Origin of the sequence: Bradyrhizobium sp. MOS002 (assembly GCF_003020115.1) — a bacterium.
In the GTDB taxonomy this organism is placed as follows: domain Bacteria; phylum Pseudomonadota; class Alphaproteobacteria; order Rhizobiales; family Xanthobacteraceae; genus Bradyrhizobium.
This window is the reverse complement of record NZ_PYFX01000004.1, coordinates 810,384-830,120: the sequence shown is the minus strand read 5'-3', so window position 1 is coordinate 830,120 and position 19,737 is coordinate 810,384. Positions and strand designations below refer to the sequence as shown.

The following is a 19,737-nucleotide window of genomic DNA, read 5'->3' as shown; positions in this document are numbered from 1 at the left end:
GCAGTACGCCGCGGCCTCGCGATTATCACGATCGTCTCGGAGTACTGGATCACCCGTTTTCGCGGGTGATGACACCGCATGTGTGGCCTCACCGTCCCGCCACGTACTCCCGCCACCCCTTCGCGCGCAGGCTGCACGCCGGGCACTCTCCGCAGCCGTATCCCCAATCATGCTGCGCGCCGCGTTCGCCGAGATAGCAGGTGTGCGACTGCTCGCGGATGAGATCGACCAGCCCGTCGCCACCGAGGTCACGGGCGAGCTTCCAGGTCGCGGCCTTGTCGATCCACATCAGCGGCGTATGCAGCTCGAACTTGCGGGCCATGCCGAGCGACAGCGCGGCCTGCATCGCGCGGATGGTGTCGTCGCGGCAGTCGGGATAACCGGAATAGTCGGTCTCGCACATGCCGCCGACGATGTGACTGATGCCGCGCCGGTAGGCCAGCGCCGCGGCGAAAGTCAAAAACACCAGATTGCGGCCGGGCACGAACGTGTTCGGCAGGCCGTCGGCGCCCATCGCGATCGCGACGTCGCGCGTCAGCGCCGTCTCGGACACGGCCGCCAGCGTCGGGATCGACAGCGTGTGGCTCTCGCCGAGCCTGGAAGCCCAATCCGTGCGCAGGCCCTTGATGCCCTCGAACAGCCGGTCGCGGCAGGCAAGCTCGATGGCGTGGCGCTGGCCGTAATCGAACCCCAGCGTTTCCACGCGCGTAAAACGGTTCAGCGCCCAGGCGAGGCAGGTGGTGGAATCCTGGCCGCCGGAAAACAGCACCAAGGCGGTTTCGGATGAAGATGCGTCACTCATGGCCCGCGCTTTAGCACTGCGCACGCGGCTCGCCAATCTGGCCCGCCAATCGGTGGAAATCACCCTGTTCCGCCGCACTGCGCTGGGAACGGGAGCTCGCTTTTGGCATAAGACTTGGGAGCCAGGAGACTGCCCCGCAATGACCCCTTCCCGCGACATTTCCCGCCTGATCGAGATCATGGCGGCGCTGCGCACGCCGGTGACCGGCTGTCCCTGGGACCTCGAGCAGAATTTTGCGACCATCGCGCCCTATACGATCGAGGAAGCCTATGAGGTGGTCGAGGCCATCAGCCGCGGCGATCTCGACGACCTCTGCGAGGAGCTCGGCGACCTCCTGTTGCAGGTGGTGTTCCACGCCCAGATGGCCGAGGAGCAGAAGGCTTTCGCTTTTGGCGATGTCGTCGAGGCCATCACCCGCAAGATGATCCGGCGCCATCCTCACGTCTTCGCCGACAAGGACGGCAATCTCGCCTCCTCTCATGTCAAGGAAGTCTGGGATCGGATCAAGGCCGAGGAGAAAGCCGAGCGCGCCGCGCGCCGGCCGCCGCAGGAGGCGCCGTTGCACAAATCGCTGCTGTCAGGCGTGAAGGCCGGCCAGCCCGCACTGACGCGCGCCATGGAGCTGCAGCGCAAGGCCTCCACTGTCGGCTTCGACTGGAACGATCCGCGCGCGGTGCTGGCGAAAATCCGCGAGGAAGCCGACGAGATCGAGGCCGCCCTCGACCGCAACGACAGCGAGGGCCTGGCGGAAGAGACCGGCGACCTGATGTTCGCTCTGGTCAACCTCGCCCGCCATGTCGATGCCGATCCAGAAGCCGCGCTCCGCGCGACCAACGCGAAGTTCGAGCGGCGGTTTGCGTTCATCGAGCGGGCGCTGGAGGCGCAGGGACGGACGCTGGAGCAAGCGTCGCTCGCGGAGATGGACGCGTTGTGGAATGAGGCGAAGGGCGAGTCAAAGTCGGCACCAGACGGACGCCAGCAAACCCGCCGCTGACGCCGCCGTCGTCCCGGCGAAGGCCGGGACCCATAACCACAGCGAGGAGTTTGGCGAAGACTTGGAGTGAAAGTGTTCGTGGGTACGACGACCGCCCTGCCTCGATGGATCACGCGGTATGGGTCCCGGCCTTCGCCGGGACGACACCAACTACGCGGACAGTCGCGGCACGGCGTCAAACCGGTTCACCACGATATCCCGCTTGGTCTCGTCCACCCGTACCGTCATATCAAAACGGCCATCGTGCAGTTCTTTCGCCAGCACCTCGGAATTCCGATGCAGCCAGCTGATGCCGGCGCCGTCGGAGGCATCGATGGAGAGATCGAGCGTGTGGCGCTTGGCAGCGAGGCGCTCCTCGATCGCGGCGAGCAGTGCGTCGACACCCTCGCCCGACACGGCGGACACCAGCATCGCCGGATGATCCTCCGGCCTGCGCGCGGCGATGTTCAACAGTTCTTCGCGCTGTTCGGGACCATAACGGTCGATCTTGTTCCAGACCTCGATGATGCGGCCTGAGTCATCGGGATTGATGCCGAGCTGGCGCAGCACCGCGTCGACGTCGCTCTGCTGCGCCTCGGCGTCGTCGTGCGAGATGTCGCGCACATGCAGGATGACGTCGGCCTCCAGCACCTCTTCCAGCGTGGCGCGGAAGGCGGCGACGAGCTGCGTCGGCAAATTGGAGATGAAACCGACGGTGTCCGACAGCATCGCCTTGCCGCCATGCGGCAGGGTGAGCGCGCGCAGGGTCGGATCCAGCGTGGCGAACAGCATGTCGGCGGCCTGCACGTCGGCGCGGGTCAGGCGGTTGAACAGCGTCGACTTGCCGGCATTGGTGTAGCCGACCAGCGCCACGACGCGGTACGGCACGCGCTGGCGTCCCGCGCGATGCAGGCGCCGCGTCGCTTGCACCTTCTTCAGCTCGCCCTCGAGCTTCGAGATGCGCTCCTGGATCAGGCGGCGGTCGGCTTCGATCTGCGTCTCGCCGGGACCGCCCATGAATCCAAAGCCGCCGCGCTGGCGTTCGAGATGCGTCCATGAGCGCACCAGGCGCGAACGTTGATAGTTGAGATGCGCGAGCTCGACCTGGAGCGAGCCTTCCTTGGTCTTGGCGCGGCGGCCGAAGATTTCCAGGATGAGGCCGGTGCGGTCGAGCACCTTTGCCTGCAACTCCTTCTCGAGATTGCGCTGCTGGATTGGCGCAAGCGCGCAATCCATCACCACGAGCTCGACGTCGAGGCTCTTTGCGAGCGCGGCGATCTCCTCGACCTTGCCCTTGCCGATATAGGTCGCGGGGCGGATCTGGCCGATCGGCGCGATGATGGCGTCGGCAACGACGAGATCGATCGCGCGCGCGAGGCCGGCGGCTTCGTCGAGCCGGGCCTCCGCGTCACGCAGGACATGAGCTTCCGATTGCGCGTCGGCATTGCCTGCGCGCACCCGCAAATAGGGACCGATGACAAGCACCCGCCCCGTCTGCTTACCCCCCGCCGACCGCGGACGGTCGGCATCCCCGTCGAAATTCCGGGGTTCCAATCAAATCACTCTCAAGCCGGCTGATCCTCGCCGCCTTCGAACAGCTGGATCGGAGCGCCCGGCATGATGGTCGAGATCGCATGCTTGTAGACGAGCTGCGAGTGACCGTCGCGCCGAAGCAGCAAACAGAAATTGTCGAACCAGGTCACGATGCCCTGGAGCTTCACTCCGTTGACCAGAAAGATCGTCAGTGGCGTCTTGGTTTTGCGAACGTGATTGAGGAAGGTGTCCTGCAGGTTTTGTGCGCGGTCTGCCGCCATTGTTTTTTTCTCGCTTTGAGTTTCTTTTTATTGCGCCGGTTGCGGCCCTCTTTTGAAAATTCGGGGTCCTCGTCCGGTTGCCGTCCCTCATGAGATCCCCCTCGAAGGGACAGCGGTTCAATTAGAGGACAGGTAAGCTTATTAGGCAAGCCGCTTCACGCGGCAGCCGACGCCGTATTGCTCCGAAAAACTACGGAAATCGATGATTTTCCTCGCCTATCCCCGCGATGTCGCGGCGTTAGCCGACGCCCAGCGCCTTCAATTTCCGATGCAGCGCCGACCGTTCCATGCCAACAAACTCGGCCGTGCGAGAAATATTTCCTGAAAAACGGCTTATCTGTGCAATCAAATAGTCGCGCTCGAACACTTCGCGCGCTTCGCGCAGCGGCAGGCCCATGATGTGCTCGCCATTGTTGCTGGTCGGCATCGCCGGCACCATGGAGCCGACGTCCTGCGGCAGCATGTCGGCGGTGATGATGACCTCCGGCCCGCCCGCGGCCAGAATCATGACTCTCTCAACGTTGTTGCGGAGCTGGCGCACATTGCCCGGCCAGACATGCGACTGCAGCACCGCCATCGCGTCCTGGCCGATCTGCCGCTTTGGCAGGCCGCTGCCTGCCGAGATCTGCTCCATGAAGTAGTCGATCAATTCCGGAATGTCCTCACGCCGCTCCGACAGCGCGGGCACGCGGATCGGCACCACCGAGAGTCGGTGATAGAGGTCCTCGCGGAAATGACCGGCCGCGATTTCCTCTTCGAGGTTGCGCGCGGTGGAGGAGATGATGCGGACATCGACCTGCACCTTGCCGTTGCCGCCGACGCGCTGGAACGACTGCTCGACCAGCACGCGCAAGATTTTGTTCTGGGTCTCGCGCGGCATGTCCGCGATCTCGTCGATGAACAGCGTGCCGCCATGGGCCTCTTCGAGAGCGCCGGGCTTGCGCGCGTGCTCGCCGTTGGACTGCTCGATGCCGAACAACTCGTGCTCCATCCGCTCGGGCGTGATCGCAGCGGCGTTGATGACGACGAAGGGGCCGTCGGAGCGGCCCGAGGCCGTGTGCAACGTGCGGGCGGTCAGTTCCTTGCCGGCACCGGCGGGACCGACGATCAGGATGCGGCTGTTGGCCTTGGCCGCACGCTCGATGGTCTGGCGCAGCTGGTTCATGCTGGGCGAGCGGCCGACGAGCGAGCTTGCGCTCGGCGCGAGCTGCTTCAGCTCCTTGACCTCGCGCTTGAGCCGCGAGTTCTCCAGTGCACGGTTCGCGACCAGGATCAGCCGGTCGGTCTTGAACGGCTTCTCGATGAAGTCGTAGGCGCCACGCTTGATCGCGGCGACCGCGGTCTCGATGTTGCCGTGTCCGGAGATCATCACGACCGGCAGATCGGGGTTGTCCTTCTTGACCTGCTCCAGCAGCTGCAAGCCATCCAGCTTGGAGCCCTGCAGCCAGATGTCGAGGAAGACCAGATGCGGCCTGCGATTGGCGATCTCGGCGAGTGCGGTATCGCTGTCGCGCGCGGTCCGGGTCACGAAGCCCTCGTCTTCGAGGATGCCCGCAACGAGATCCCGAATATCGGCCTCATCATCGACAATCAGAATTTCACTTGCCATGGGTCGCCTGTTTTCTCAGCTGCCTGTTGAGGCTTCGATCTTCGTTGAATCATTGGTCTTTTCAGCCGGCTCTTTGGTTTCGACGGCCGCCTGCTTTGTTTCCGGATCCTTGACGGATGGCGTGGCCGTTTCGCCGATTGCCGGCCTGGTCGCTGCCTCGGCCCCCTCGGTTTTCGCGGGAGCCCCGGAGATCGCAAAACGCATCCGCATCCAGGCGCCACGCTGGCCCTCGCGGAAGTCCGCGGCATCCTTCAGTTCGATGCGCCCGCCATGGTCTTCCAGCACGCGACCGACGATCGCGAGCCCGAGGCCGGTGCCTTTGGCGCGTGTCGTCACATAGGGCTCGAGGAGGCGCGAGCGCGCCACCTTGGGCAGGCCGATGCCGTTGTCGACGACGTCGATCAATACGTCCTCGCCTTCCCGCGAGACCATGACGTCGATCCGGCCCTTGCCGAGCTCCTCCAGGGGGACCTGCTCGATCGCCTCGGTGGCGTTCTTGACGATGTTCGTGACGGCCTGCGAGATCAGCCGCCGGTCGAACTGCGCGCGCAGCGGGTCTTCCTTGAACTCGGCCTCGATCTCGATCTCGGGGTGGGCGACCTTCATCAGGAACACCGCCTGCCGCACTGCATCAGCGACGTCCTCACCCTCCATCACCGGCTTCGGCATCCGCGCAAAGCGCGAGAACTCGTCGACCATGCGGCGGATATCGTCGACCTGACGTACGATGGTGTCGGTGCATTGTTCGAAGATCTGCTTGTCCTTGCCCTCGGTGATGTCCTTGCCGAATTTGCGGCGAATGCGCTCGGCGGAGAGCTGGATCGGGGTCAGCGGATTCTTGATCTCATGCGCGATGCGGCGCGCGACGTCGCCCCACGCCGAAGTTCGCTGCGCCGAGACCAGCTCGGTGATGTCGTCGAGCGTGATGATGTAGCTGTCGTGCGGCTGGCTGGTCTTCTCGGCGCTGACGCGCACCGACAGATTGCGTTCCTGCCCGTCCCGCGTGATCGTGATCTGCCCCTGCACCAGGCGCTGGGTCCCTTCCCGCGCCGTCTTCATCATCTCTTCGAGTTCGGGCAGCACGTCGGAGAGCGGGTGGCCGAGCGTCTCGGCTTCGGAGTGCCCGATCAGCTTTTCGGCCGAACGGTTGAGAATGCCGACGCTGCCTGAGGTATCCACGCCGATGATGCCGGCGCTCGCGGACGACAGCACCGCCTCGATGAAGCGGCGGCGGCTATCGATGAGGTCGCTGGCGTTGACGAGTTCGTCGCGCTGGCTGCGCAACTCCTCCGTCATCTTGTTGAAGGTCTCACCCAACTGGGCGAGGTCGCCTTCCGACTGGTGCACCGGCACTTTCACATGGAGATTTCCCGTCGATACCGTCTGGGCCGCGTTCATCAGCCGCCGGATCGGCGAGACCAGCGAGTTGGCGAAGTTGAGGCCGATCAGCACCGAGGCCATCAGGATGGTCAGTGCAATCACCGCGAACATCAGCGCGAACGCGACCTGGATGCCGAGCCGGCGCGACTCGATCTGGGCGTATTCGGCGACGCTGACCTCGGTCTGCTTGAGCTGGTTGACGACATTCGGATCGAGCGGCCGCGCGACGTAGAGGAAGGTGTCGCTGAAGGCACGCAAGCGGACCACCGCGGCGACGAAGCTCGCATCGGGCAGCACCGCGATCTCGGGTTCGGATTCGTTGACGTTGCTGAGGAAGTCCGGCGCCGGCGGCGAATAGGCCAGCCGCATGCCGGTGTCGGCGGATTCGAGAATGTTGGTGTTCTTGTCGATGATCATCGCGCCCGGCAGATTGCGCGAGGCGGCGCTGGACGTCAGCAATTCGCGAAACGAGCGGCGATCCTGGTCGTAGAGCGGCCGGGCGTGGGCGATGTCGTTGGCCATGCCGAGAATGTCGCCCCGGATCAGCTGCGCGTGGTCCTGCATGTAGGCCCGCGCGATCGTCAGCGAATTCTGGATCACTTCCTTGGTCGGGCCGGAGAACAGGCGGTCGAGGCCGCGTTCGATGGTGACGTTGGCGACGACGGCGACCAGCACCGCCGGCAGCACCGCCACGATCGAGAACAGGCTGACGATCTGGACATGGAGGCGCGCCGCCGCTCTGCCCCGCCGTCGCGCCAGGATCAGCTGCCAGAGCTCGCGGATGATGATGCCGACCAGCAGCAGGATCGTGCCCGCATTGATCAGATAGAACGAGCGGACAACCGCAGGGGTCGGCTCGATCGACGTGAGGCCGGTCAGGACCAGGAACGTCAGGCAGGCCGACAGCAGGGCCAGCGCCACGGCGAACGGCGCCAGCCAGCGTCGCGCCGACCAACGCCGGGGCTCTTCCGCTGGGGCCGTGTCAAAGGATGCGGCCGAGGTGTCTGCGCTGGTCATTCCGGCAATGGGTGCTGAAAACGGGGGGTCCGCGGCGCGGGCGGATACTGATGTATTCGTACCACATTGTTGCCGAATTGCGACAATTCCGCGGCGCCCCCGCCGCGACCGACCCGCGCATCCACAGCGACATGCCGGAGGGCGGGAACGGATTCCGGCCCCGGCGGCTTGACCGACATGCACAAATTCTTTCTCGCAATGATGGTGTCGGCCGTGCTGCTGCTGATCGTGGCAGCCGACCTGCTGGTCAATGGTGTCGGGGTGCAGGAGCCCACGGCGAACGTCGCCAGCGCGATGCCGGTGTCAGGCCGATTTGTCAGGTAGGGGTGGCCGCGCCACGCGGCTGAATGATGATTTGAATGTTCCTGCGGAACATTTCAGTCCGATCGGGACTTCTGCTCACCGCGCCAGCCACGACGGCCAGCGCGATCCGGACAGGCTCAGCTCCGCTTTGGTAGGGGGAGCTGAGCCACCGTCCGTTGCGGGGGGCTAGCCCCCGCTCCGATATACCTGGATATCGAGATCCCGGATCTTCTTCCGCAGCGTGTTACGGTTGAGGCCGAGCAGATCGGCGGCGCGGATCTGGTTGCCACGGGTGGCCGCGAGCGCGGCCGTGAGCAGCGGCACCTCGATCTCCTTCAGGATGCGGTGATAGAGACCCGGCGGCGGCACGCCGTTCGGGAAGCCCTGGAAGTGCGAGGAGAGATAAGCTTCCACCGCGCCGCCGAGATTGTCGACGCCATGCTGGACTGCGGCACCCGGGCTGACCGTGGGTGGCGCCAGCTCGCCGTCGATGACCGAGCCCGTGATCACGTCCTGGGGATAGAGCGCCGCGAGGCGACGGGCGAGGTTCTCGAGCTCGCGCACGTTGCCCGGCCAGCGATGCTGCTTCATCCGCTCCAGCGCCAGCGTGTCGAGCTTCTTCGGGGGCAGTCCGTCCTTCTCGGCCAGCGCGAAGAAATGCCGGATGAGATCCGGCAGATCCTCGATGCGCTCGCGCAAGGGCGGCAGCCGCAGCGGCACGACGTTCAGGCGGAAGAACAGATCCTCGCGGAACAGGCCCTGCTGGATCAGGACGCGCAGATCCTTGTTGGAAGCCGCGACGATGCGCACGTCGGTCTTGATCGGGGTACGGCCGCCGACCGTGGTGTATTCGCCCTGCTGAAGCACACGCAGCAGGCGGGTCTGCGCCTCCATCGGCATGTCGCCGATCTCGTCCAGGAACAGCGTGCCGCCCTCGGCCTGCTCGAACCGGCCGGAGGCGCGAGTGTTGGCGCCGGTGAATGCGCCGCGCTCATGGCCGAACAGCTCCGACTCGATCAGGTCGCGCGGGATCGCCGCCATGTTGACCGCGACGAACGGGCCGTTGCGGCGCTTGCCGTAGTCGTGCAGCGCGCGCGCCACCAGCTCCTTGCCGGTACCGGACTCGCCCGTGATCATCACGGTGAGGTCGGTCTGCATCAGGCGCGCCAGCACGCGATAGATTTCCTGCATCGCCGGCGAGCGGCCGACCAGCGGGATCGCCTCCATCTCGGCGTCCTCGTTCGGCGCCGAGACCCTCTCCTTCGGCTCGGCCAGCGCGCGGCCGACGATGGCGATCAGCTCCTTCAGGTCGAAGGGCTTTGGCAGATATTCATAGGCGCCGCGCTCGGAGGCGCGGATCGCCGTCATGAAGGTGTTTTGCGCGCTCATGACGATGACCGGCAAATTCGGCCGCATCTTCTTGATCCGCGGCAACAGGTCGAACGCGTTCTCGTCGGGCATCACCACGTCCGTGATGACGAGATCGCCCTCCCCCTGGCTGACCCAGCGCCACAGCGTCGCGGCATTGCCGGTCAGCCGCACTTCGTAGCCGGCGCGCGATAGTGCCTGATTGAGAACCGTGCGGATGGCGGTGTCGTCATCAGCAACGAGAATGCTACCTGCGGGCATCGTTAATCCTCATTTTGCCCCCTGTGACGCAGACGACGACTTCCCGGCAGAGCCGTCGCGACTGCTTTGATCGGCATGTTTCACCGATGTGGAATACATCGGCATCAGCACGCGGAAGGTTGTCTTCCGCGGCTGAGATTCGCATTCGATGATGCCCCCGTGATCCCCGATGATCTTTGCGACCAGCGCGAGGCCCAGACCCGAGCCGGTCTGCTTGGTGGTGACGAAGGGATCGAACAGGTTGGGTAGAAGATCGTCCGGCACGCCTGGTCCGTTGTCCTTCACGCAGAATTCGAGCGGCAGGGATACACGGGATTTTTGACCGGGGACTGACAGGCGTACGCCGGGGCGAAACGCGGTGGTGAGCTGGATTTCGCCGTCGGGAACGTCGATCAGCGCTTCGGCGGCGTTCTTCACGAGGTTGAGGAACACCTGGATGAGCTGGTCCTGGTTTGCCAGCACCGGCGGCAGCGAGGGATCGTAGTCCTCGACGAAGCGGATGTTGCGGGCAAAGCCGGACTGCGCCAGCCGTTTGACGTGATCGAGCACCGAATGGATGTTGACGGGGCCGCGCACCACGGGGCGCTCGTCGCCGAACACCTCCATGCGATCGACCAGCGTCACGATGCGGTCGGCCTCGTCGCAGATCAGCCGCGTCAGCATGCGGTCTTCCGAGGAGGCCTGCTGCTCCAGGAGCTGCGCCGCGCCGCGGATGCCGGAGAGCGGGTTCTTGATTTCATGCGCCAGCATCGCGGCGAGCGCGATCACCGAGCGCGCGGCGCTGCGATGGGTGAGCTGGCGATCCATCTTGTCGGCGATGGAGCGCTCCTGGAGCATCACCACGATATGGCCGGGCCGTTCCGTGACAGGGGCAACGTGCAGATCGACCTGGCGGTCTCCGCCCATGCGCGGCGTGCCCAGATCGACCTTGTACTCGTTGACCGGTGCGTTCGTCGAACGCACCTGGTCGATCAGCGCCAGCAAGGGGCTGCCGAACGGCACCAGCTCTTTCAGCGACTGCCGCTTCAAGAACTGCGTCGAGATATCGAAGAAGGCTTCGGTTGCGATGTTGGCGGCGACGATCTTGCCGTCCGGCCCGATCATGAGCATGGGATTGGGCAGTGCGTCCAGGATGGCATCGCTGTCGGACGCAACGGGCCGACGATGTTCAGCGGCTGAGCTCATGCAGCGGCGCTCCATGCGAAGTCGTCGAAGGCATCTTGCAGTGACCGGTGGACGAGGCGCGGATCCTCCGACGTGAGGATTTTCTGGCGCCAGGATTTCAGCTTCTCGGCCGGCGCACGGCTCACATCGGCCGCGACGTCGAGCGCCCAGCCGAGATGTTTTCGCGCGTGCCGCAGTCCGATGCGCAGGCCGTAGAGCGCGCAGACGCCTTCATAGAGCGTGCGGACATAATGCAGCTGGGTCTCGAGCGACGGCGTGGCTTCCGCCGCCCCGCCCTGGAGGCGCCGGCCGATCTGGCCGGGCAGCCAGGGCTGGCCCTGCGCGCCGCGACCGATCATCACGGCGTCGGCGCCGGAGGCCTCTAACGCCGCGAGCGCCTTCTCGTAAGTCGTGATGTCGCCATTGACGACGAGCGGAATGGAGATGGCCTCGCGCACGGCGCGGATCGCGTCCCAATCGGCCTCGCCCTTGTAGAACTGGCAGCGGGTGCGGCCGTGCACCGTGACGAGCTTGGTGCCTGACGCCTGCGCCCGCCGCGCCAATTCCGGCGCGTTGCGGGTGCGGTCGTCCCAGCCGAGCCGCATCTTCAGCGTCACCGGTACCTTCACCGCCGCGATCGTCGCTTCGATCAGGTTGACGGCGTGGTCGAGGTCGCGCATCAAGGCGGAACCGGACTGGCCGCCGGTGACGTGACGGGCCGGACAGCCCATGTTGATGTCGATGATGTCGGCGCCCTCGGCTTCGGCGATCCGGGCACCCTCAGCCATCCAATGCGTCTCGCAGCCGGCGAGCTGGACTACGTGTGGACCGATGCCGGTGGCTTCGCAGCGCAACCGGGACATCCGATGGCCATTGGCGAGTTCGTCGCTGGCCGTCATTTCGGATACCACCAGACCGGCCCCCAACTCCGCGGCCAGCCGGCGGACGGGCGAGTCAGTCACCCCCGACATCGGCGCCAGGAAGACCGGGGTGGCGACATCAATATCGCCTATCTTCAATGGCTTAGAGCCAGATACTACCGAGCCGGTCACAGGGGTCTCGTTGCGTTGGCAGCGCCTCATCGCGCCTGCCATGATCTATCTTGCGCACAATTCTTGTGCAGTCAAGCGTCATGCCTACAGTTTAGACAGTTCTGCAAATCTTTCAAGTGCAGTGCAGCAAAATGCTGTTTCCCACAATCCGGGGAAACCCCCTTTTTTTGCGGGCCTGCCGTGCTAGAGGCATGCGGCAATCACCCCACTCCCCGACTCTCTTCATCATCAAATGAGTATTTGAGTCCTATGGCGAAATCACAGCGCACCGCAGTCGTTCTCGTCGCGGCCGGACGCGGCCTGCGCGCAGGCGCCGGTGGTCCCAAGCAATATCGCGAGATCGGCGGCGTACCCGTGATCTATCGTGCCATGGAGGCCTTTAGCCGTCATCCGGACGTGTTCGCGGTTCAGCCGGTCGTGAACCCCGACGACAGCGCCATGTTCACGGCGGCGGTCGCAGGGCTCAGCCACGAGGCGTCGGTCAATGGCGGCGCGACCCGGCAGGCCTCGGTGCTCGCCGGTCTCGAAGCGCTCGCCAGGCACAAGCCCGACATCGTCCTGATCCATGACGCCGCGCGCCCCTTCGTTTCGGAAGGTGTGATCACCCGCGCGATCGATGCCGCCAGCCGCACCGGCGCAGCCATCCCCGCCGTTCCCGTCACCGACACCATCAAGATCACCGGCGAGAACGGCAATGTCGAGGACACGCCGGACCGGGCGCGGTTGCGAATCGCACAGACGCCGCAATCCTTTCGTTTCGACGTCATCCTCGAAGCGCATCGTCGTGCCGCCAGGGACGGCCGCAGCGATTTCACCGATGATGCCGCGATTGCCGAATGGGCGGGATTGACGGTTGCAACCTTTGAAGGCGATGTTGCCAATATGAAGCTCACCACTCCCGAGGATTTCGTGCGCGAGGAAGCGCGGCTGGCCAGCCTGCTCGGCGACATCAGAACCGGCACGGGTTACGACGTGCATGCTTTCGGCGAGGGCGACCATCTCATGATCTGCGGCGTGCGCGTGCCGCACACCAAAGGATTTCTGGCCCATTCCGACGGCGATGTCGGCCTGCATGCGCTGGTCGACGCCATCCTCGGCGCGCTCGCCGACGGCGACATCGGATCGCACTTTCCGCCCAGCGACGCGAAGTGGAAGGGCGCCTCCTCCGACCAGTTTTTGAAATACGCCATCGAGCGCGTCTCCCAGCGCGGCGGCCGCATCGCCAATCTCGAGGTCACCATGATCTGCGAGCGGCCGAAGATCGGCCCTTTGCGCGACACCATGCGCGCGCGCATCGCCGAGATCTCCGGCGTCGACATCTCCCGCGTCGCGGTCAAGGCGACCACCAGCGAGCGGCTCGGCTTCACCGGCCGCGAGGAAGGCATCGCGGCCACCGCGAGCGCCACCATCCGCCTTCCCTGGAGTGTCTAGGCCCATGGCCGGCAGCGACGCACGCGCCCTCTCCCGCTCGCTGCTCGATCTGTGCCGGATGCGCAAGCTGACGATCGCGACCGCGGAGTCCTGCACCGGCGGCCTGGTTGCCGGCGCGCTGACCGACATCCCCGGTTCCTCCGACGTCATCGATCGCGGCTTCGTCACCTATTCCAACGACGCCAAGCGCGCGATGTTGGGGGTCGAGGCGGGCACGCTGGCGAATTTTGGCGCCGTCAGCAAGGAGACCGCAACCGCCATGGCGGTCGGCGCGCTGGAGCGTGCCGGAGTCGATCTTGCGGTCGCCATCACCGGCATTGCCGGCCCCGGCGGCGCCACGCCCGGCAAGCCGGTTGGCCTCGTACATTTCGCCGTTGCCGCGCGCGACGGCCGCATCGTGCACCGCGAGCATCGTTTTGGCGCCATCGGCCGCACCGCCGTGCGTCAGCGCTCGGTGGTCGAGGCGCTGCGCATGCTGATGGATCTCGCCCGCGGCCCAGCCCAGGCCAAGCCGAAACGCGCCGCCGCCGCAACCCGCCTCCGTCCCCGCGTGACACGCTCCCCGCGGCGGCATGCGGCCAAGCGCAGGCCGCCGCGGTCGCCGCGCGGCTGAGCCAGGCAACCACCACCGTCAGTCGGCTGGAATGAAGCGGAGCGTGCCGGCCCGCCGCGTCGGCTGGCCAGTGTCGTTGGTGTGATTGATGCCATCCATGACCGGCACCTCGGTGAAATCGAACGGGCTTACCCCATCCAGGCAGGCGACGTTGACGGCATAGAGAGATTGGTCGGATCGTCGCTGATGGCGCGTGTAGATTCCGCAGCGGGAGCAGAAGAAGTGCTGCGCTGATCCGGTATGGAAGCGGTAGCTTGTGAGCGCATCCTCGCCCTGGAGGAACTTGATCCCGCCCATTGCCGCCATGACGACGACGGCGCCGCGCATGCGGCAGTAGGAGCAGGTGCAGCGGCGGATCGAATTGAAGCCGTCGCTGAGCGTCGCCTCGAAACGCACCGTGCCGCAATGGCACTGGCCGGCCCGAACATTCGTGTCGTCCACCATTACGCCAAATCTCCTGTTCAGACTCTCCTGTTCGGATCGCTTCTACGATATCCCGCGCAGGATCACCAAGCCCTCTTCAGGCCGCCGCAAGCAGCGCGCTCGCATGGTCGAGGACGCGTTGCTTGACTGCCGCGGCATCTGACGGATTCACCTTTGCGCTCACGGTCAACTCCACGACGGGTGCGGCGGGATAGCTGCGTCGATCACCCTCGACACGTTGACCGACGGCGCCGCGTTCGCATAAGAGCGGCGGCCCGATCATGATGGTTGAGTGGGTATCGCCTGAGCATTCGTGGCTGTTCAATCGCAGCAATTACCCGTGTGATTGCATTTGGGTTGAGGACCGTATCCAAAAGGCCGCCACCTATCCCGCTTTAGACTTATAAGCGGTCCGCGCTGACGGTTCTCCACGAAGCTACGACGAGGAAGCTCATGATTGACAGCGAAGGCTAATGCGGCGCGCCATGATGGGTGTAGTCTTGGCGCTCGCCACGCTTGTAGGTCTCTATATCTACGGATCACCGCAATACAGAGCACTCAAGAAAGAGTGTATCGAAACCGGGATGGACCATTCGGATGCTCCGTCGGACGATGATCTGCACCGCTTCTGGATGGCTTGCCGCAAGATAGGCTTTGGCTCTTCGTTATGAAACGAGGCCGGCGGATAACGTCGGCTTATGGCCCAAAGCCGACCCGATCCAAACAGCCAGCGAAGTCGGCTTTTCAACCTGGACCCGAGAAGGCAACATGGCTGCTCAAGCGACTTTTCGGCACGATCATGCGATGACGTTGGAGCAGTGCGCTTCGCGCAAATTAATGAGCGCAAAGGCCCGGTTTGATGGGGTTCTCTCCGGGCCTTCGGCTCCGCTTCGTCGCGCGCCGGTTCGGGATCGAAAACCGCCGCATACGACGAGACGCCGGCAACGAATGCAACCACAGCCTGAGTCGGATGGTGGAATTGAGGCGCGCAGAGCGCGGGCTGCTCGCCAACCCGCGACGGCCAGCAAGCACCTCAGAAGGAAAGGATAAGCAATCCCACCAGCACGACGTTGAACGTGCCCAACGCGAGCACGGCGATGTCAAAGACGCGGGTCAAGCTGATCATGGTGTCCCCCCGATACACGCCAACCGGGTAGTATGATGCGCCCGCTACGAGCGGGCGCCTATGCAGTTTGTGCCATGGCGCCGCCCGACCTCGCATCACCCGATCATCGCTGCCGCCGTCGCGGCCCGCCATGTCGTCAGCGTCTTGCGGTTCGCTTCCTGGGATCGATCGAGCGCGGCGAGCGGGTGTCCCGTTTCGAGAAGGATGCACCATTGGACAATGCCCCATGGGACACTTATGCGGGGCAATCCTTTTGCGGTAGCAAAATGCGGTGGCTGCAACCCAAACGAGGAGCGTCACCGTGCCCATCAGCCAAAAACGCATGTCCGAAATCGAGAGCGAACTCGCAGTCATCGTCCGCGAGCTTGATCGCATCGAAAAGGCGCGGGCCAAAAGGCCAGAGCAACCGCCGGCGCCGTTTCCCTGGGCACCGCCGCTGTTACTCGATCTGGAGAAGTAGGCCGGCGCTGGCCTTCGAGGGCGGCGGGTTCGCCGATCTCAGTGCACCGAGGACGTCACCAGGCGATTGCCTGGCCCAAGGCATTCGGTGTTTTGCGTGGTGAGTTCGCGGTGTAGTGAGAGCGCGACGCGGCCGGCCGGCGCGTCGGATTGGTTCCTTTCTGAATATTGGGAGCGTACATCGGCCTTTTGCATTCGGTCGAGGTGGCACAAGTTCGACTCGCCGACGAATTCGATGCCGCGCAACCAGTTGTCGGTGTCAGACATGCGGTCGCCAATTCGGCGGCACTGGCTTTAACACAACCCGGACTATCGCAGTTCAAGGCCGTGATGCTGTCAATATCTAACGAGCGGCCCGCCCCAGTCGAACTTGTAGTTCAAACCGACTTTTGCAACCTGGATCGTTCGCCTGATGTCCTCGTCGAAATTTGGCTGTGTGGGTTCTATGCCGGTGCTCTTGACGAAGATGCGTTCGGTTCCGAAATCCATATAGTTGTACTCGGCTTTGACGGACCAATTTTGCGCGAACGCGTACTCGATCCCGACGCCAACCATCCAACCCCACCGCGTTGCGTCGCCGGTCGCAAATGTTTGGCCCGCCAATAATTGATTGGGAGTAAGCGTCAGCCAGTAGTCATCGTGCGCCCAAGCGACACCACCTTTGGCATAAAATAGCACTCGATCCCACGCCACGCCCACGCGGGGTGCCACAGTGCCGATGAAGTCCGTGCGGCTATGAAGAAATTCTTGGAGCGGAAACGCGGCATCCAGATTGTTTCCCTCCATTCGTGTTGCGCTGAAGTCGGCCTCGACGCCCCACACAAATCGCCCGACCTGGTAGTTGAACCCGACTTGGCCGCCAGCAAGCCAACTTGATGCGCTATGGCCTCCCTGCGCCAAATTGCACGGGGACGCGATAAGGAGGTTCGTCGCGGAGCATGGGTAGAACCAGTCCGTTTCAGTCCGCGCGCCCCCGACGTGGGCCCCAATGTAGAAGCCGGTCCAACTATAAATCGGGACCGCCGGCGGAGGCGCCGCCTTGACGGGCATGTCCGCGGCGAATGCGGGAGCCGCTGCGGCTAATGCCGCGAAACCAACTACAGCCTGCAAAAGTTTTCTCATTGCATTTTCTCCATCCCTGTCGCTGCAAAGCGCGACCTTCGAAACTGTGCTGTAGAATTGGGTTCGATCCCAACTTCCATCTGAAAGCTAAGTGACTCGAAACAGTCGTCTTGTGCCTAAATGGCAACTTTCGGGTTATCAAAAGCGGCGACAGGATGGCCGTGGCTTGGTCGCTTTCAGGCTGTGAACTTCCACAGCACACGCGCGCGCAACAGGACGCCGCCTGCAAGGGGCCGCGCGCCGACAGCCTCGCCGAGGCGATCACCAGGCTCAACGACGCCGGATAGCGTAGCGCGTTGTTTCGCTCGGGACGGGGAAACGCCGCGGCGCGGGTCAAAGCGCCTGTACGGCCTTCCTGCGAGGTGTGTAGTACTTGCGGCACATCTTGACACTAGGCCGACACCACCGGCGCTGCGCTTTGATCTATCAAGACTTTTTTGCCTGTGCATATCCCCTGCGCAGGGAAGGCCGTGTGTTGGGCTTCACCTGTATGCCGCTGTGCAGCCTCCTGTAGCGCAACCTTCGCACAGCGGACCGTGGGTGCCAGCCGGCACCCGGTCTTCCCTGCGCCCTCTGACGGAAGAGGGTGTACGAGACAAAGCGAAGCTCGGGCGCGATGCGTCGCGAGACTTCAAACCTGTGTTTGCTTGTCAAAATGCACGCAATTTTTGTCGAAACCGATCGGGATCGCAAATGTGCAACCGCGAGCAAACGTCATCGGCTCCTTCGCATCTTGCGCCCGACTATATTGCCGCAATAATGCCGCTCTACGTTGTGGCCGGGAATCAACCCGGCCCAGCCCTGGAGGGCGACGAGAGTGTTCGCTCGCTACACTGCTCCGGCAGTCGCCATTGCCGCCATTACCGCCTTGGCCACTATGGCCGTCTTGGCCGCAACCGACGGTGCGACCGCGCAAACCGTCAACCAGCCGCCGGATACAATGGCGGCGCGCGTCGAGGCCTGCACGCCGTGTCACGGCAACAAGGGCGAAGGCACCAGCGACGTCTATTTTCCGCGTCTCGCGGGCAAGCCCGCCGGTTATCTCTACAACCAGCTGCTCGCCTTCCGCAGCGGCCGGCGCAAATACCCGCCGATGAACTATCTGCTGGAGTTCCTGCCCGATCCCTATCTGGAGGCGATGGCGGAATATTTTGCCAGCGAGCACCCGCCGCTGCCACAGCCCGCGCCGAGCGAAGTGAGCAAGGACGTCCTCGCGCACGGTGAGCTGCTCGCCACCAGCGGCGATGCCGGCCGCAACATTCCGGCTTGCGTGAGCTGTCATGGCCCGGGACTGACGGGGATGCAGCCGGGCATCCCCGGCCTGCTGGGCTTGCGCGCCAATTATATCAGCGCCCAGCTCGGCGGCTGGCGTTATGGCACCCGCACCGCGAAATCGCCTGATTGCATGCAGCTCGTCGCCGGGCACCTGACCGAGGCGGACGTCACCGCCGTCGCAGCCTGGCTTGCGACGCGGCCTGCCCCGAGCAACCCAGCCCCCGTGCCGAAAGGCACCTACGCGCTGCCATTTGGCTGCGGTAGCCAGCCCAACTGACGAGGCGGATGATGGGCTTCAAATTGTCGATCAAGCTCCTGTCCGTCAAGTTGCTCGCCCTCGCCGCGTTCACCACGGCAGCAGCAGCGCAGGACAAGACCGGCGACATCATCGCGCGCGGCGAATATCTGGCCCGTGCGGGCGACTGCACCGCCTGCCACACCGCGCCGGAAGGCCGTCTGTTTGCCGGCGGCCGTGCCATGCCGACCCCGTTCGGCACGATCTACACCTCCAACATCACGCCCGATCCGGAGACCGGCATCGGCAAGTGGAGCGCCGACGACTTCTACAAGACCATGCACAGCGGCCGTTTCCCGGACGGCGGGCTGATCTACCCGGCGATGCCGTTTGCATCCTACACCAAGGTCACGCGCGCCGACAGCGACGCCATCTTCGCCTATCTGCGCTCGATCGCGCCGGTGAATCAGAAGAACAAGCCGCACGAATTGCGTTTCCCTTACGACAACCGCCAACTCATCCTCGGCTGGCGCACGCTGTTCTTCAGCGAGGGCGAGTTCAAGCCCGATCCGAAAAAATCGGCGGAATGGAATCGCGGCGCCTATCTGGTCGAGGGCCTCGGCCATTGCGGCATGTGCCATTCGCCGATCAACGCGCTCGGCGGCACCTCGCAATCGGACGCGTTCAAAGGCGGCCTGATCCCGATGCAGAACTGGTACGCGCCTTCGCTGACGTCAAACCGTGAGGCCGGGCTCGGCGACTGGAGCATCAAGGACATCACGGATCTGCTCCAGACCGGCGTCTCCATGCGCGGCGTGGTCTACGGCCCGATGGCCGAAGTCGTGCACAACAGCCTGCAATATCTCAACGACGAGGACACCAGGGCGATGGCGGTCTACCTCAAGGGGATCGCGGAGCCCTCGCCTCCGCCGGCCGCGAGCTCGGCACTGCCCACCAGCGAAAGCAGCCTTCTGATCAGCCTCGGCAAGACCGTCTACGACAAGAATTGTGCGAGCTGTCATGGCACGCAGGGCGAGGGCAAACCGCCGCACTGGCCGCCGCTTGCCAACAACCAATCGATCGAGATGCAGTCGGCGGTCAACCCGATCCGCATGGTGCTCAATGGCGGCTATCCGCCGGGCACCAAGGGCAATCCGATGCCTTACGGCATGCCGCCCTTCGCCGGCCTCCTCTCCGACAACGAGGTCGCCGCCGTCGTCTCCTACATCCGCACCGCCTGGGGCAATCGCGGCACGCCGGTCTCGGCGCGCGAGGCCAACGAGCTGCGCTCGGCACCGCTGAACTGAGGG

Annotated in this window: 18 protein-coding genes; 7 read left to right on the top strand and 11 right to left on the bottom strand. The window is 64.4% G+C overall.

Annotation, left to right across the window (positions count from 1 at the left end):
• Positions 1-88 precede the first annotated feature (88 nt).
• Positions 89-802, bottom strand: coding sequence for a 7-cyano-7-deazaguanine synthase QueC (gene queC, locus C7G41_RS16965; protein ID WP_106943587.1), 714 nt, complete (start codon positions 800-802; stop codon positions 89-91).
• A 139-nt stretch (positions 803-941) separates the two neighbouring features.
• Here queC and mazG point away from each other — a divergent pair, with 139 nt between their 5' ends.
• Positions 942-1,796 (top strand): nucleoside triphosphate pyrophosphohydrolase, encoded by an 855-nt coding sequence (gene mazG, locus C7G41_RS16960; protein WP_106943586.1) that lies wholly within the window; start codon positions 942-944, stop codon positions 1,794-1,796.
• 150 nt (positions 1,797-1,946) lie between these two features.
• Here the strand turns inward: mazG and hflX are convergent, their stop codons facing one another.
• From hflX to C7G41_RS16940, 4 genes are all read right to left on the bottom strand, one after another.
• Positions 1,947-3,329: a GTPase HflX gene (hflX, locus tag C7G41_RS16955; RefSeq protein WP_199198421.1), complete on the bottom strand. Its 1,383-nt coding sequence runs from the start codon at positions 3,327-3,329 to the stop codon at positions 1,947-1,949.
• Between the two features lie 11 nt (positions 3,330-3,340).
• Positions 3,341-3,589: an RNA chaperone Hfq gene (gene hfq / locus C7G41_RS16950; RefSeq protein WP_007591126.1), complete on the bottom strand. Its 249-nt coding sequence runs from the start codon at positions 3,587-3,589 to the stop codon at positions 3,341-3,343.
• Between the two features lie 238 nt (positions 3,590-3,827).
• Positions 3,828-5,198, bottom strand: coding sequence for a sigma-54 dependent transcriptional regulator (locus C7G41_RS16945; RefSeq protein WP_106943585.1), 1,371 nt, complete (start codon positions 5,196-5,198; stop codon positions 3,828-3,830).
• Positions 5,199-5,213: 15 nt separating this feature from the next.
• Positions 5,214-7,595: a PAS domain-containing sensor histidine kinase gene (locus C7G41_RS16940; protein ID WP_106943584.1), complete on the bottom strand. Its 2,382-nt coding sequence runs from the start codon at positions 7,593-7,595 to the stop codon at positions 5,214-5,216.
• 177 nt (positions 7,596-7,772) lie between these two features.
• Here C7G41_RS16940 and C7G41_RS37395 point away from each other — a divergent pair, with 177 nt between their 5' ends.
• Complete coding sequence (locus C7G41_RS37395) at positions 7,773-7,919, top strand: hypothetical protein (protein ID WP_158268015.1); 147 nt, start codon at positions 7,773-7,775, stop codon at positions 7,917-7,919.
• Between the two features lie 165 nt (positions 7,920-8,084).
• Here C7G41_RS37395 and ntrC read toward each other — a convergent pair whose 3' ends face one another.
• Genes ntrC through dusB form a run of 3 tightly spaced genes read right to left on the bottom strand, consistent with a single transcriptional unit; the run spans position 8,085 to position 11,710 of the window.
• The gene (gene ntrC / locus C7G41_RS16935; RefSeq protein ID WP_106943583.1) at positions 8,085-9,527 is read right to left on the bottom strand and encodes a nitrogen regulation protein NR(I); all 1,443 of its coding nucleotides are present in this window, start codon (positions 9,525-9,527) and stop codon (positions 8,085-8,087) included.
• 9 nt (positions 9,528-9,536) lie between these two features.
• Positions 9,537-10,712, bottom strand: a complete 1,176-nt coding sequence (locus C7G41_RS16930) for a nitrogen regulation protein NR(II) (protein WP_106943704.1) — start codon at positions 10,710-10,712, stop codon at positions 9,537-9,539.
• Positions 10,709-11,710 carry a tRNA dihydrouridine synthase DusB gene (gene dusB / locus C7G41_RS16925; RefSeq protein ID WP_199198420.1) on the bottom strand — a complete coding sequence of 334 codons (1,002 nt, stop codon included), beginning with the start codon at positions 11,708-11,710 and terminating at the stop codon, positions 10,709-10,711. Before dusB ends, C7G41_RS16930 begins: the two co-directional genes overlap by 4 nt.
• 282 nt (positions 11,711-11,992) lie before the next feature.
• On the opposite strand from dusB, the gene C7G41_RS16920 reads away from it, so the two are divergent.
• A complete protein-coding gene (locus C7G41_RS16920) occupies positions 11,993-13,174 on the top strand; it encodes a bifunctional 2-C-methyl-D-erythritol 4-phosphate cytidylyltransferase/2-C-methyl-D-erythritol 2,4-cyclodiphosphate synthase (RefSeq protein ID WP_106943582.1) in 1,182 nt (393 codons plus the stop codon).
• Positions 13,175-13,178: 4 nt separating this feature from the next.
• The gene (locus C7G41_RS16915) at positions 13,179-13,787 is read left to right on the top strand and encodes a CinA family protein (RefSeq protein WP_106943581.1); all 609 of its coding nucleotides are present in this window, start codon (positions 13,179-13,181) and stop codon (positions 13,785-13,787) included.
• An 18-nt stretch (positions 13,788-13,805) separates the two neighbouring features.
• Here the strand turns inward: C7G41_RS16915 and C7G41_RS16910 are convergent, their stop codons facing one another.
• Positions 13,806-14,231: a GFA family protein gene (locus tag C7G41_RS16910; protein WP_106943580.1), complete on the bottom strand. Its 426-nt coding sequence runs from the start codon at positions 14,229-14,231 to the stop codon at positions 13,806-13,808.
• 1,406 nt (positions 14,232-15,637) lie between these two features.
• Between C7G41_RS16910 and C7G41_RS37390 the strand changes: the two genes are divergently transcribed.
• Positions 15,638-15,796 (top strand): hypothetical protein, encoded by a 159-nt coding sequence (locus C7G41_RS37390; RefSeq protein ID WP_158268014.1) that lies wholly within the window; start codon positions 15,638-15,640, stop codon positions 15,794-15,796.
• A 38-nt stretch (positions 15,797-15,834) separates the two neighbouring features.
• On the opposite strand, the gene C7G41_RS16890 is transcribed toward C7G41_RS37390, so the two are convergent.
• Positions 15,835-16,062 (bottom strand): hypothetical protein, encoded by a 228-nt coding sequence (locus C7G41_RS16890; protein WP_106943577.1) that lies wholly within the window; start codon positions 16,060-16,062, stop codon positions 15,835-15,837.
• Positions 16,063-16,131: 69 nt separating this feature from the next.
• Positions 16,132-16,917, bottom strand: a complete 786-nt coding sequence (locus C7G41_RS16885) for an outer membrane protein (RefSeq protein ID WP_106943576.1) — start codon at positions 16,915-16,917, stop codon at positions 16,132-16,134.
• Positions 16,918-17,794: 877 nt separating this feature from the next.
• On the opposite strand from C7G41_RS16885, the gene C7G41_RS16880 reads away from it, so the two are divergent.
• Complete coding sequence (locus C7G41_RS16880) at positions 17,795-18,469, top strand: c-type cytochrome (protein ID WP_106943575.1); 675 nt, start codon at positions 17,795-17,797, stop codon at positions 18,467-18,469.
• Between the two features lie 8 nt (positions 18,470-18,477).
• On the top strand, positions 18,478-19,734 hold the full coding sequence (locus C7G41_RS16875; protein ID WP_106943574.1) for a cytochrome c: 1,257 nt from the start codon (positions 18,478-18,480) through the stop codon (positions 19,732-19,734).
• Positions 19,735-19,737: the final 3 nt, after the last annotated feature.

Coding starts and splice junctions, on each gene's coding strand:
- mazG (WP_106943586.1), top strand. CDS start 942: ATGACCCCTTCCCGCGACATTTCCCGCCTGATCGAGATCATGGCGGCG.
- C7G41_RS16880 (WP_106943575.1), top strand. CDS start 17,795: ATGGCCGTCTTGGCCGCAACCGACGGTGCGACCGCGCAAACCGTCAAC.
- ntrC (WP_106943583.1), bottom strand. CDS start 9,527: ATGCCCGCAGGTAGCATTCTCGTTGCTGATGACGACACCGCCATCCGC.
- queC (WP_106943587.1), bottom strand. CDS start 802: ATGAGTGACGCATCTTCATCCGAAACCGCCTTGGTGCTGTTTTCCGGC.
- C7G41_RS37395 (WP_158268015.1), top strand. CDS start 7,773: ATGCACAAATTCTTTCTCGCAATGATGGTGTCGGCCGTGCTGCTGCTG.
- C7G41_RS16910 (WP_106943580.1), bottom strand. CDS start 14,231: ATGGTGGACGACACGAATGTTCGGGCCGGCCAGTGCCATTGCGGCACG.
- C7G41_RS16875 (WP_106943574.1), top strand. CDS start 18,478: ATGATGGGCTTCAAATTGTCGATCAAGCTCCTGTCCGTCAAGTTGCTC.
- C7G41_RS16890 (WP_106943577.1), bottom strand. CDS start 16,062: ATGTCTGACACCGACAACTGGTTGCGCGGCATCGAATTCGTCGGCGAG.
- C7G41_RS16930 (WP_106943704.1), bottom strand. CDS start 10,712: ATGAGCTCAGCCGCTGAACATCGTCGGCCCGTTGCGTCCGACAGCGAT.
- C7G41_RS16915 (WP_106943581.1), top strand. CDS start 13,179: ATGGCCGGCAGCGACGCACGCGCCCTCTCCCGCTCGCTGCTCGATCTG.
- hfq (WP_007591126.1), bottom strand. CDS start 3,589: ATGGCGGCAGACCGCGCACAAAACCTGCAGGACACCTTCCTCAATCAC.
- C7G41_RS16945 (WP_106943585.1), bottom strand. CDS start 5,198: ATGGCAAGTGAAATTCTGATTGTCGATGATGAGGCCGATATTCGGGAT.
- C7G41_RS16920 (WP_106943582.1), top strand. CDS start 11,993: ATGGCGAAATCACAGCGCACCGCAGTCGTTCTCGTCGCGGCCGGACGC.
- C7G41_RS16940 (WP_106943584.1), bottom strand. CDS start 7,595: ATGACCAGCGCAGACACCTCGGCCGCATCCTTTGACACGGCCCCAGCG.
- C7G41_RS16885 (WP_106943576.1), bottom strand. CDS start 16,917: ATGAGAAAACTTTTGCAGGCTGTAGTTGGTTTCGCGGCATTAGCCGCA.